Below are 12,630 nucleotides of genomic sequence, written 5' to 3'. Positions count from 1 at the left end.
ACTTGTCGCCGCCCGAGGAGACACCCCACCGCGGCACCGACCCCCACCACACACCAACCCCACAACCACCGGCACAAACCAAGAACCACGCGGCCCCAGCCGCACCGCACCGCAACCACACACCGCGCCGAAGCCACACAGCCGCACCCGAACACGGCGCCAAGCCACACGCCCAGCACCCCCGTGACGCGGCACAAAAACCAGCGCGGGACCCTACAGCACCCACCACACAGGCCAACCGTCCCGCGCAACACCCCCGACGCACGGGGCAACCCCCCGTTCCCTTCCGCACCCCGCGAAGGGGACCCGTCCCCTCCCCCTACGCGAACCGGACCGGCAAGCGGCGGGGGCCGCGGATCAGCATGCCGGGGCGCCAGGTGAGGGCGTCGGGGTGGGTGTCGAGTGCCAGGTTGGGGGCGCGGTCCAGGAGCGTGGCGATGGCGGTCCGTGCCTCGAGCCGGGCGAGCGGCGCACCGAGGCAGAAGTGGATGCCGTGCCCGAAGGCGACGTGGCCCCGGGTCTCGCGGCGGATGTCGAACCGGCCGGGCTCGGGGAAGCGCGCGGGATCGTGGTCAGCGTCGGCGAGGACGGGAAGCACGAGGGCGCCACCCCCGGGGATGACGGTGCCGTCGATCTCCACGGGGTCGAGGGTGAAGCGGTAGGTGGGTGTCTCCACGGGGCCGTCGAAGCGGAGCATCTCCTCGACCGCGTTGTCGATGAGCGACGGGTCGGCGCGGAGCGCGGCAAGCTGCTCGGGGTGCGTGAGGAGCGCGAGGACACCGTTGGCGATGAGGTGCACCGTGGTCTCGTGTCCCGCCACCAACAGCAGCCAGGCCATGCCCATGAGTTCGGCGGACGAGAGCGTGTCGCCGTCCTCGTCGGTCGTGCGTATGAGCCCGCTGAACAGGTCGTCGCCCGGCTCGTCGCGGCGGCGCTCCACGAGGGCCGCCAGATACGCGTCGGCCGACTCCTTCGCCGCCGCGGCCCTGCCCATCGTCGCGGGCGTGGCCGTGAGGATCGCCTCCGTCCAGCCGCGGAAGCTGTCGCGGTCGAGGAAGGGCACGCCGAGGAGTTCGCAGATGACCGACATCGGGAGCGGGAAGGCCAGCGCGTCCAGCAGGTCGGCGCGCCCGTCGGCGCGTGCCAGCATCGCGTCGAGGAGTTCGTCGGTCATCTCCTGGACGCGCGGGGCCATCGCCTCCACGCGCCGGGCGGTGAACTCCCGCGCCACGAGCTTGCGCAGCCGCGTGTGCCGGGGCGGGTCGGAGACGAGCATGCTGGTGCCCGAGGAGAGCTTCTCCAGGCCGAGGTCCGACGAGGCGTGCGCCCAGCTCTTGGAGAACCGGTCGTCGTTCAGCGCCGCGCGCGCCGCCTCGTGGCCCAGGACGAGCCAGGCGTCGGTGCCCTCCGGGATGCGGACCCGGTGCACGGTGCCGCGTTCGCGCAGCCACGCGTAGACGGGATACGGGTCCCTGGTGAACAGGTCGCCCAGCGCGTCCAGATCGAGCACGCCGTCGGCGCCGGTCGCCGCCGCGATGGCGTCCGCGAGGGGGCCGGTGCGGGCGCCGTCGGGGGTGCCCGGGGGAGCTGCCACGGGGGCGGGAGTCGTCGGGTGCGGTGCGGCGGTCGCCTGTGTCCCGTCAGTCATGCGTGCGATCGTACGGGCGCCGCCGCACGTCAACACCGTTATCCGGCCAGGGGTTCGACGCCGCTCAACCCCGGCCGAACACGTCAAAGCACATCGGGCGCACCGAGCGCGTCGAGCAGCTCGCGTTCCCGCGCCGCGCTCAGCCCGGCCCGGCGCGCCCGGTCCAGGCCCTGCGCCCGCTCCCAGCGCAGCGTGTCGGCCAGCAGCTCGGCGCGCGGCCTGTGCCGCAGCCCGGCGGCGCGTGCCGCGGCGCCCGTCCTGGCCGACATCCCCTCCCAGCCCGGCTCCACCAGCCACATCGGCAGCGACTCGGCCCCCATGTACTCGGCCACACCGTGCGCCAGCAGCCACGCCGAGTCGGCGGTGACGACGGGCCCGGTGTGCCCGCCCGCCTCGCGGGACAGCTCGGTCCACTCGGCGAACGGGAGGACGGGGCCGACGGCGTCGTACGTGCCGGTGGTCCCGTTCGCCGCCGCGTCGAGCAGCCAGGCGGCGAGGTCGCGTACGTCGACGGCCTGCGTCGGCATGTCCGGCACGTCGGGCACCAGCATCGGCCCGAGCTGATCACGTGCGGCGCGGGCCGCCCAGTAGCCGGAGCGTCCGGTGTGGTCGCCGGGTCCGCCGATGAGCCCCGCGCGGGCGACGAGGAGACGGTCGCCGACGGCGGCCTTCGAGGCTTCCTCGCAGGCGGACTTCGCCTCGCCGTACGAGGAGCGGTCCACCTCGCCGAGCGCGGTCGGAGCGAGGAGGGGCGTGGACTCGTCGGCGCCCGGGGCGGCGTGGGAGGCGTAGGCGCTGATGGACGAGACGTAGGTCCAGTGCCGGGCGCGGGCGCCCAGCGCTTCGAGCGCGCCGCGCACGAAGCCCGGCTGCCACGAGACCTCGACGACGGCGTCCCACTCCCGGTCGAGCAGCGGTTCGTACACGTCCGGTACGCGACGGTCGGCGGGCACCAGCCGCGCGCCCTCCGCGACCTCGCCGCTCTCGCCGCGTGCCAGGCAGGTCACGCGGTGACCACGCGCGAGCGCCTGCCGGGACACCTCCCGGCCCACCCACGCCGTGCCGCCCAGTACCAGGATCTCCATCCGGCCACTCAAGCACCCGGGACGCCGGGTGCCCTGCGGGTTCGCCGACAGCGGAGCCCGACGTGGGCGGGGCTTCCTGGACGGGGCTTCGTGGACCGGGCTGCCGTCACCGCGCCCGGCCGAACGCCCCGGCCGACGTCCCCCCGTCAGCGGCGCCTGCGGCGCGGGGTCACCGGAACCGCGTCCTCCAGGCGCTGGAGCAGTTCCGTGACGCGCTTGGACACGGTCTCCCTGTCGCCCTCCGCGAGGGCCGAGCCCATGCCCACCGCGACCGCTCCGGCGGCTATCCACTCCGGCGCCGTGTCCAGCGTGACGCCGCCCGTGGGCAGCAGCGCCGCCTGGGGCAGCGCTGCCCGTACGTCCTTGAGCCAGCCCGGGTGCTGGCCCGAGGCGGGGAAGAGCTTGAGCGCGTCGGCGCCCAGTTCCAGCGCGCGGACCATCTCCGTGGGGGTGGCCACGCCGGGGAAGACGGGGATGCCGTAGCGGTGCCCGGTGCGGATGACCTCGGCGTCGAGGCTGGGCGAGACGAGGAAGCGGGCGCCCGCGTCGACGGCCATGCTGGCGGTCGTCGCGTCCAGGACCGTGCCCGCGCCGATGACGGAGTCGTCGCCGGTCTCGCGGCGGAGGGTGCTGATGGCCTCCAGTGCGAAGGGAGTGGTCAGCGAGATCTCCAGGCTGGTGATGCCTGCGCCCAGCAGGATGTCGGCCGACGCCGTCGCGTGTTCGTAGCTGTCGCTGCGGACGATGGCGAAGACGCGCTGTTCCAGCGCGACGCGGGTGATCTCCCAGCGGTACACGGCAGTTCGCCGCCTCTCTTGTCGCCTGCTCGGTTCCCGGGCCTGTGCCAGTGCTCGTGCCAGTGCTCGTGCCTGTGTCGGAGCCAGTGCCTGTGCTAGTGCCGGTGCTTGTACTTGCTGCTTGTGCGCGTACTCGTTACGTGTGCCTGTGGTGCGGTGCCGCTCGGCCGACGCCGCTCCGCCGCCCGCGCGGCGCCTCGCCGGCGTGCCGGGCTCGCGCGCCCGTCACGTACCGCACCGCCGCGCGGCGGTGCGGTACGTGCGTCGCGCCGTTCCTGGATGGTGCCTGCGGTGGTGCCTTGCGGTGGTGGTGCCGGTCCGTACGCGGTGCCCGCCGTGGCGGGCCGTTCAGCGGTGCACGGTCTCGCCTCCGCGGGTGAGGGAGGCCAGGGCGCGGTCGCGTGCCGAGGCGGTGGGCAGCCCGTCCGTGTCCGAGGGCGCCTGGACGACGAGCGCCGCCACGCACGCCGCCTCGGCCAGGGAGCGCTCGGGCGGCAGCCCGCGCAGCCAGCCGGAGAGCCAGCCCGCGGCGAACGCGTCGCCCGCGCCGACGGGATCGGCCACCGGGACCTCGAAGGCCCGCTGCGTCCACTGCCCGTCGTGGTCCATGGACACCGCGGAGTGATCGCGGCGCTTGACGACGACCGTGCGGGCCCGGCCCAGGTTCAGCAGCGCCTTCGCCGCCTCCTCCGCGCCGCCGCCCAGCAGCAGTTCCAGCTCGTCCTCCCCCGCGAGGACGAGATCGGCCTCCCTGAGCAGCGGGCCCACCGTGCGGATCCACTGGTGGTCGGTGCCGAGCTTGCGCCGCACGTTCGGATCGAAGGAGACCACGGCGCCCGCGTCTCTGGCCCGCTGGATCAGCGCCCATGTGGCCCGCGCGGCGGACTCGGACAGCATCGGGGTGATGCCCGTCACATGGACCACCCGCGCCCCTTCCAGTGCCTCGGCCCTGACATGGGCCGGTGCGAGGAGGGAGGCGGCGGAGCCCGAGCGGTAGTACTGGACGTCGATGGGGCGCCGCTCGTGGCTGTCGCGCAGCAGCAGCCCCGTGGGGGCCTCGGGATCCATCTCGGCGCAGGAGACATCGACGCCGTCCGCCCGCAGCTCCCGCATGACGGCCTCCCCCGCCGGATCGTCGCCGACGCGGCCGATCCAGCGGGCCCAGTGCCCGAGCCGGGCCAGTCCCTGCGCGACGTTGGACTCGGCACCGGCGACGGAGCGCCGGAAGGAGACCGCGCGGTCCAGCGGCATGCCGGGTTCGGCCAGCATCAACAGCATGGCCTCACCGCACGTAACCGCTTCCGGTCCGTTTACCACCGGTATCTCCCCACATCTGCCCGCACGGCATCACTCTCTGTGGGGAACGTTACCCGCTCAGGCCGACAAAGCCACCCCCGGGGCACTTCCTCCCGCATCCAGAAAGCGGAGCAGCGGCAGTGTCGCCGCTCCGACGGTCACCGCGTCCGGCCCCAGGCGCCCCAGTTCGATGGCCGTACGCGCCGCCGGATACCGAAGAGCGTACGCTCCCGTCGCCTCCCGCACCGCAGGCAACAGCCGTGGCCCGAGCAACAGTCCCGCCCAGCCGCCGAGCACGATGCGTTCGGGGTTGAAGAGGTTCACCAGGTCGGCAAGGCCCGCGCCCAGGTACTCGGCGGTCTCGGCGAGCACCCGCTCCACCGCTGCCACGCCCTCCCCCTCGGTCGCCAGCAGCCCCGCGAGCGCCGTCTCCTCGTCGCCCTCCAGCGGGCTGCCGCCCGCCTCGCGCCACCGCTCCAGCACCGCCCCGGCACCGACGTACGCCTCCAGGCAGCCCAGCGCGCCGCAGCGGCAGCGGCGGCCCCGCACGTTCAGCACCGTGTGGCCCCACTCGCCCGCGCTGCTGGCCGCGCCTCCGTAGGGCACGCCGCCGGTGACCACGCAGGCGCCGACGCCCGAGCCGAGCAGGGTGATCACGGCGTCGCGGGCACCCCGTCCGGCGCCGAACCACATCTCGGCCTGGCCGAGGGTCTTCGCGCCGTTGTCCACGAGCACCGGCACCTCACGGGGCAGTCCGGCCGCAGCGCGCAGCAGCGCCTCCAGGGGCACCGCGTCCCAGCCGATGGTCTGGGCGTGCACCAACGCGCCGCCCTCGGGACGCTGTTCGGCGATGCCGGGCACGCCGACGCCCATCCCCAGCAGCCTGCCCAGCGGGTCAGCACCCGGGCCCCCGCCCACGTCCGCCCCCACGTCCGCCCCCACGCCCGGCCCCTCGTCCGCGCCCGCGAGCACCTCGCGGAGCCCGTCGGCGATGAGGCGGACGACGAGCGTCACGTCGTGTCCGCCGTCCTCCAGCGGGAGTTCGCTGCGGGCGACCTCCGCGAGCGTCAGGTCGAACAGCTCGACGCGCACCCGTGTCTCGCCCACGTCGACGCCGATGAGGTACGCGCTGTGCGGGGCCACCCGCAGCAGGGTGCGGGGACGGCCGCCGTCGGACTCGACGGAGCCCGCCTCCTCCAGCACGCCCTCGGCGAGGAGTTCGGCCGCCACGTTGCTGACGGACCCGGAGCTGAGGCCCGTCCCCTGCCCCAACTCCTGTCTGCTGAGGGGCCCTTCGAAATACAGATGGCGCAGCAGCGCCGCCCGGTTGGTGCGCCGCAGGTCGCGCACCGTGCGTTTGTTCCGTTCTGCCATGTGGCTCCCTCCCGCACCGAACCTACCTCTGTCAGAAGTCTTGACGGGCTCTTCTCTCACTACTTAACTCACGCCGTGAATTAAGCCGGGCGACCATTCAGAGGTCGAACGCAGCCGCCTCGGAGAGGGGCCAACTGACCATGCGCACCAGTCGAGTCCGTACCGCCGCACACACCGCGCGCGCCACCCGCACCGTCCGTACCGCGCGGACCGCACGCGCCTCGCGGACCGCCGCCGTCGGTGTCCTCGCCCTGGCGCTCGCCGCCACCACCGCAGCCTGCGGGGGCGGCTCGACCACCGGCGGCGAGGAGGGCAGCAACGAGAAGCCCAAGGAGCTGACCTACTGGGCCAGCAACCAGGGCGCCAGCATCGAGCACGACAAGAAGGTGCTCACCCCCGAGCTGAAGCGTTTCGAGAAGCGAACGGGCATCAAGGTCAAGCTGGAGGTCGTCCCCTGGGACAGCCTCCTGGACCGCATCCTCGCCGCCACCTCCTCCGGACAGGGCCCCGACGTCCTCAACATCGGCAACACCTGGTCGGCCTCCCTCCAGGCCACCGACGCGCTGCTCGCCTGGGACGAGAAGAACCTGAAGCAGATCGGCGGCGGCGACCGCTTCGTCCCCTCCGCACTCGCAGCGACGGGCGCCGAGGGCAAGCCGCCGGCCGCCGTGCCGCTGTACTCGCTGGCCTACGGCCTCTACTACAACAAGAAGATGCTCAAGGACGCGGGCATCGACGAACCGCCCGCCACCTGGGACGAGCTGGTCGACGCCGGCGAGAAGCTCACGGGCGACGGGCACTACGGGCTCGCCGTCGAGGGCGGCAACCCCGTCGAGAACGCGCACCACGCCTGCGTCCTCGGCAAGCAGCACGGACACGACTTCTTCGACGCCTCGGGCAAGCCCGACTTCGACTCGCCCGCCGCCGTCAAGGCCGTCAAGCAGTACATCGACTTCCTCGCCGGCGACGGGATCGCGGCCGAGGGCAACGCGGAGTACGCCAAGAACGAGTCGGTCAAGGACTTCGCCACCGGGAAGGCCGCCATGCTGATGTGGCAGGCAGCCGCCACCTCGCTCAAGTCCCACGGGATGAAGTCCGACGAGTACGGCGTCGCGCCCATCCCCGTACAGGCCGAGGGAGCCACCGGGGAGCGCGCCGTCAACTCGATGGTCGCCGGGATCAACCTGGCCGTCTTCAAGAACACCGACAACATCGACGGCGCCATGAAGTTCGTGAAGTTCATGACCTCGGACGAGGAGCAGCGCAAGCTCAACGCCACCTACGGCGCCGTCCCGCCCGTCGAGGCGGCCCAGGACGACCCGGCCTTCAGCACCCCCGACCTCAAGGTGCTGCGCGAGACGCTGGCCTCCTCCTCCGCGCCCCTCCCCCAGGTCGCCGACGAGTCCAAGTTCGAGACGCTCGTCGGCACCGCCATCAAGGAGCTGTTCGCCGACGCGGCGGCCGGGCGGAAGGTCACCACCGGCTCCGTACAGGAGCGGCTGACCAAGGCCCAGCAGCAGATGAAGAAGTGAGGAAGCGCAGCCGATGACCGCGCTCAGCCCTCCCCGTACACCCCCTGACACGCCACCCCCCACAGGCGGCAGGCCCTCCCGGCGCACCCGCCGCACCCGGCGCAGGCACCTGCTGCCCGACCGCGTGCGCCGGGCAGGGCTGCCCTATCTGCTGCTCCTGCCCGCGCTCCTGCTGGAGATCCTCATTCACCTGGCGCCGATGGCCGTCGGCGTGCTGATGAGCTTCCGCGACCTGAGCCAGCAGTACATCCGCGACTGGGGCGCGGCCCCCTGGGCGGGCCTCGACAACTTCCGCGTCGCCGTCGACGTCGACGCGCCCGTCGGCCAGGCCCTGCTGCACTCCTTCGCCGTCACCTGCGCGTTCACGGTGCTCGCCGTGGGCCTCGCCTGGCTGCTGGGGGTGACGGCGGCGATCCTGACGCAGGACGGCTTCCGGGGGCGCGGGGTGCTGCGCGCCGTGTTCCTGACGCCGTACGCGCTGCCGATCTACACCGCCGTCATCACCTGGTCCTTCATGCTCCAGCGGGACAACGGCCTGGTGAACCACGTCCTCCACGACCAGCTCGGGGTGACGGACTCGCCGTCGTTCTGGCTGATCGGGGACAACAGCTTCACCGCGCTCGTCGTGGTCTCCGTGTGGCGGACCTGGCCGTTCGCTTTCCTGATCCTGACGGCCGCGCTCCAGAACATCCCGCGCGACCTGTACGAGGCGGCCCAGCTCGACGGGGCCGGGGTCTGGCAGCAGATCCGCCGGATCACCCTTCCGTCGCTCCAGCCCGTCAACCAGGTCCTCGTCCTGGTCCTCTTCCTGTGGACCTTCAACGACTTCAACGTGCCCTACATCCTCTTCGGCAAGTCGGCGCCAGAGGCGGCCGACCTCATCTCGGTCCACATCTACCAGTCGTCCTTCGCCACCTGGGACTTCGGCTACGGCTCGGCCATGTCCGTCCTGCTGCTGCTGTTCCTGCTCGTGGTGACGGCCGCGTATCTGCTGGTCACGAACCGCGGCGGCCGGGGAAGGAAACAGGATGCCTAGGCTCTCCACGGGCACGGCGAAAGCGGGTCACCCGTCGCCCACCGCGCCCCCGGCCGCCTTCGTGTGGACCCGGCGGATCGTGCTGACGCTGCTCACGGTCTTCGCGGTCACGCCCGTCTATGTGATGGTCAGCAGCTCCCTCAAGCCCCTGGAGGACGTCTCCGGCGCCTTCCGGTGGATACCGAGCGGGCTCACGCTGCGCCCGTACATCGACATCTGGGACACCGTCCCGCTCGCCCGCTACTTCCTGAACTCCCTCATCGTGGCGGGCGCGGCCACCCTGTGCTCGGTCGTCATCGCGACGTTCGCCGCCTACGCCGTCAGCCGCTACCGCTTCCGGGGCAAGCGGGTCTTCACCGTGACCATCCTGTCCACGCAGATGTTCCCCGGCATCCTCTTCCTGCTGCCCCTGTTCCTGATCTTCGTCAACCTCGGGAACGCCACGGGCATCGCGCTCTACGGCTCGCGCGGCGCGCTCATCCTCACCTACCTCACCTTCACGCTGCCGTTCTCCGTGTGGATGCTGATCGGCTACTTCGACTCCATCCCGCGCGACCTCGACGAGGCGGCCCTCGTGGACGGCTGCGGTCCGGTCGGCGCGCTCTTCCGCGTCGTCGTCCCGGCCGCCGTGCCGGGGATCGTCGCCGTCGCCGTGTACTCCTTCATGACCGCCTGGGGCGAGGTGCTGTTCGCCTCGGTGATGACGAACGACACGACCCGCACCCTCGCCATCGGCCTCCAGGGCTACGCCACCCAGACGCAGGTCTACTGGAACCAGGTCATGGCCGCCTCGCTCGTGGCCAGCGTGCCCGTCGTCGCCGGGTTCCTGCTGCTCCAGCGCTATCTCGTCGCCGGTCTCACCGCCGGGGCCGTCAAGTGACCCGTACGGAAAGGAACTCCGTGTCCGACCCCTCCGCCTCCGTCCCGCCCGCCCCGTCCGCCCGGCCCGCCCCGTCCAACTTGAGCGCGCTCCCCGCGGACTTCCGCTGGGGCGTGGCCACCGCCGCGTACCAGATCGAGGGCGCGGCGGCGGAGGACGGCCGCTCACCCTCCATCTGGGACACCTTCTCCCGCACCCCAGGCAAGGTCGCGGGCGGCGACACCGGCGACGTGGCCTGCGACCACTACCACCGCTGGCGCGAGGACATCGCCCTGATGCGGGAGCTGGGCGTCGACTCCTACCGCTTCTCGATCGCCTGGCCGCGCGTCGTACCCGGAGGCGACGGGCCCGTGAACGAGCGCGGCCTCGCCTTCTACGACCGCCTCACCGACGCCCTCCTCGAAGCGGGCATCACGCCCTTCCCCACCCTCTACCACTGGGACCTGCCGCAGGCCCTCCAGGACCGGGGCGGCTGGCCGGAGCGCGAGACCGCCGAGCACTTCGCCGCCTACGCGTCCGTCGTCGCCGAACGCCTCGGCGACCGCGTCAAGGACTGGGCGACGCTCAACGAACCGCTGTGCTCCGCCTGGATCGGCCACCTGGAGGGCCTGATGGCCCCTGGCCTGACCGATCTGACGGCGGCCGTGCGCGCCTCGTACCACCTGCACCTGGGGCACGGGCTGGCGACGGCCGCGCTGCGCGCCGCCGTTCCCGGGGCACGCGTCGGCCTCGTCAACAACCTCACCCACTGCGAGCCCGCGAGCGACGACGAGGCCGACGTGGCTGCCGCACGCCGCTCCGACGGGCACACCAACCGCTGGTGGATGGACCCGGTGCACGGGCGCGGCTACCCGCAGGACATGCTCGACCTGTACGGCGTGGACCTGCCCGAGCGCCCCGGCGACCTGGAGACCATCGCGGCGCCGCTGGACTGGCTGGGCCTGAACTACTACTTCCGCAACGTCGTCGCCGACGACCCCACGGGGCCCCTCCCCCGCGCCCGCCAGGTCCCGCTGCCCGAGTCCCACCACACGGGCATGGGCTGGGAGGTCCACCCGCGCGGGCTGACCGAGACGCTGCTGCGCATGACCGAGGACTACGGCGCCCGCTGCCTCTACGTCACCGAGAACGGCGCCGCCTACCCCGACACCGTCGGCCCCGACGGGCAGATCGACGACCCCGAGCGCGCCCGCTACCTGGACCAGCACCTCGCCGCCTGCGCGGACGCGGTCGCCCAGGGCGCCCCGCTCGCGGGCTACTTCGCCTGGTCCCTGCTGGACAACTTCGAGTGGGCCTACGGCTACGACAAGCGCTTCGGCCTCGTCCACGTCGACTACGCGACGCAGCGGCGCACCGTCAAGGGCAGCGGGCGCCGCTACGCCGACCACGTCCGCGAGCACCGCAGGAGGGCGCGGCGCGCGGCGTGAGGTGCGTCCCGTCGCGGCGGAAGGGACGCCGTCGCGGCGGGATCTCCCCCTTTTCGTCCGCCCGGAGGGCGGCAGCTCCATCCCGAGAAGCTCCATCCCCCACATGAAGGAGCCGCATCATGAGAAGGACGCAAGGGAAGGCGCAAGGGAGCCAGGAGAGACAGGGCAGACGGAAGCAACGGAGAACCGTCGCGCTGACGTGTGTGCTGGCACTCACGGCGGGAGGAGGCGTCCTGGCCGCGCAGGCACAGACACAGGCACAGGCGGACGGCGCGAGGCCGTCGGCCGCGACGAGCGCCCAGGTGTGGGTCACCACCCCGGGCGGCGGCAAGCGGCTGGCCAGGGAAGCCGATCTGGCCTTCGACGGCACGCCGCAGCAGACCGACATCTCCGTGGACTCACGCGTGCGCGAGCAGCGGTTCACCGGCGCGGGCGCGTCCGTCACGGAAGCCTCGGCGCGGCTGCTGACGGGGCTGCCGCAGGGCGAGCGCGACCAGCTCATGGCCGACCTCTTCACCGAGGACGGCGAGGGCATCGGCCTCGACTATCTGCGCCAGCCCCTGGGCGGCAGCGACTTCGTCGCCGAGCTGCCCTACTACTCCTACGAGGACCGGCGCGGCGCCTTCTCCATCGCCCGCGACGAGAAGGAGATCCTGCCCCTGCTGCGCCAGGCCCGCTCCCTCAACCCCGGCATCCGGTTCATGGGTTCGCCCTGGTCGGCGCCCGCGTGGATGAAGGACGGCGGAAAGCTGGAGGGCGGCAGGCTGAAGCCCGAGCACTACGGCGACTACGCCGACTACCTCGTCAAGGCGATCCAGGCGTACGGCGAGGCGGGCGTACCGCTGGAGGATCTGACCGTCGCGAACGAGCCCCTGTTCGAGACGACGTATCCGTCGATGGGCATGTCGGCGGCCGAGCAGGCGGACTTCTTCCGCGTCCTCGACGGGAAGCTGACGGCGGCTGGCCGCGGCACCCATCTCTTCGCCTACGACCACAACTGGGACCGGCCCGACTATCCGCTCGACGTCCTGGCGGAGACGTCGGACATCGAGCGCGTCCAGGGCGCCGCCTTCCACTGCTACGGCGGGCAGCCCGAGGCACAGCGGCAGGTGCGGGACACGGGCGCGCGGGTCTTCTTCACCGAGTGCTCGGGCACCGACAGCGACGACGCGTCGAGGACCTTCGCCGACAGCCTCAAGTGGCAGACGGAGAACCTGGTGATCCGGAGCATGCGCGCGGGCGCGGAGACCGTCGTGCTGTGGAACCTGGCCCTCGACGGGAGGGGCGGGCCCCACTTCGGCAACTGCGGCACCCGCTGCAACGGCGTCGTGGAGATCGACGGCGGGAACGTCGCGAAGAACGCCGAGTTCTACACGCTGGGCCATCTGTCCCGGTTCGTCGACCGCGGCGCCCACCGCATCGGCTCCACGACCGAGGGGCCCGGCGGGGTGCAGAACGTCGCCTTCGAGAACCCGGACGGCTCACGGGCCGCGGTGGTGCTCAACGCGACGGACGGCGCCCGCGCCTTCTCCGTCACCGAGAGCGGCAGGTCCCT

At 72.5% G+C, this 12,630-nt stretch carries 10 protein-coding genes; 5 read left to right on the top strand and 5 right to left on the bottom strand.

The window, feature by feature from the left end:
- Positions 1–319: 319 nt before the first annotated feature.
- The 5 genes from ACYVOO_RS35985 to ACYVOO_RS35965 form a co-directional block, all read right to left on the bottom strand.
- On the bottom strand, positions 320–1,648 hold the full coding sequence (locus ACYVOO_RS35985; protein ID WP_461019938.1) for a cytochrome P450 family protein: 1,329 nt from the start codon (positions 1,646–1,648) through the stop codon (positions 320–322).
- Between the two features lie 83 nt (positions 1,649–1,731).
- Positions 1,732–2,733 carry an NAD-dependent epimerase/dehydratase family protein gene (locus ACYVOO_RS35980; protein ID WP_461019937.1) on the bottom strand — a complete coding sequence of 334 codons (1,002 nt, stop codon included), beginning with the start codon at positions 2,731–2,733 and terminating at the stop codon, positions 1,732–1,734.
- Positions 2,734–2,879: 146 nt separating this feature from the next.
- Positions 2,880–3,530 carry a bifunctional 4-hydroxy-2-oxoglutarate aldolase/2-dehydro-3-deoxy-phosphogluconate aldolase gene (locus tag ACYVOO_RS35975; RefSeq protein ID WP_461019936.1) on the bottom strand — a complete coding sequence of 217 codons (651 nt, stop codon included), beginning with the start codon at positions 3,528–3,530 and terminating at the stop codon, positions 2,880–2,882.
- A gap of 348 nt (positions 3,531–3,878) precedes the next feature.
- Positions 3,879–4,808, bottom strand: a complete 930-nt coding sequence (locus tag ACYVOO_RS35970; protein WP_461019935.1) for a sugar kinase — start codon at positions 4,806–4,808, stop codon at positions 3,879–3,881.
- A 96-nt stretch (positions 4,809–4,904) separates the two neighbouring features.
- Positions 4,905–6,200, bottom strand: a complete 1,296-nt coding sequence (locus ACYVOO_RS35965) for an ROK family transcriptional regulator (protein ID WP_461019934.1) — start codon at positions 6,198–6,200, stop codon at positions 4,905–4,907.
- A 140-nt stretch (positions 6,201–6,340) separates the two neighbouring features.
- Between ACYVOO_RS35965 and ACYVOO_RS35960 the strand changes: the two genes are divergently transcribed.
- The 5 genes from ACYVOO_RS35960 to ACYVOO_RS35940 all read left to right on the top strand — a co-directional run.
- Positions 6,341–7,732, top strand: a complete 1,392-nt coding sequence (locus tag ACYVOO_RS35960; protein ID WP_461019933.1) for an ABC transporter substrate-binding protein — start codon at positions 6,341–6,343, stop codon at positions 7,730–7,732.
- 13 nt (positions 7,733–7,745) lie between these two features.
- Entirely contained in the window at positions 7,746–8,768 is a 1,023-nt protein-coding gene (locus ACYVOO_RS35955) for a carbohydrate ABC transporter permease (protein ID WP_461019932.1), read from the top strand.
- On the top strand, positions 8,761–9,648 hold the full coding sequence (locus ACYVOO_RS35950) for a carbohydrate ABC transporter permease (RefSeq protein WP_461019931.1): 888 nt from the start codon (positions 8,761–8,763) through the stop codon (positions 9,646–9,648). The genes ACYVOO_RS35955 and ACYVOO_RS35950 overlap by 8 nt, the downstream gene beginning before the upstream one ends.
- 20 nt (positions 9,649–9,668) lie before the next feature.
- Complete coding sequence (locus tag ACYVOO_RS35945; RefSeq protein WP_461019930.1) at positions 9,669–11,075, top strand: GH1 family beta-glucosidase; 1,407 nt, start codon at positions 9,669–9,671, stop codon at positions 11,073–11,075.
- Positions 11,076–11,194: 119 nt separating this feature from the next.
- On the top strand, positions 11,195–12,630 hold a 1,436-nt coding region (locus tag ACYVOO_RS35940), incomplete at its 3' end, for a glycoside hydrolase family 30 protein (RefSeq protein WP_461019929.1).

This window comes from Streptomyces daliensis (assembly GCF_054782395.1).
The sequence above is the reverse complement of the archived record's forward strand: the minus strand, read 5'-3'. Positions and strand labels throughout refer to the sequence as shown.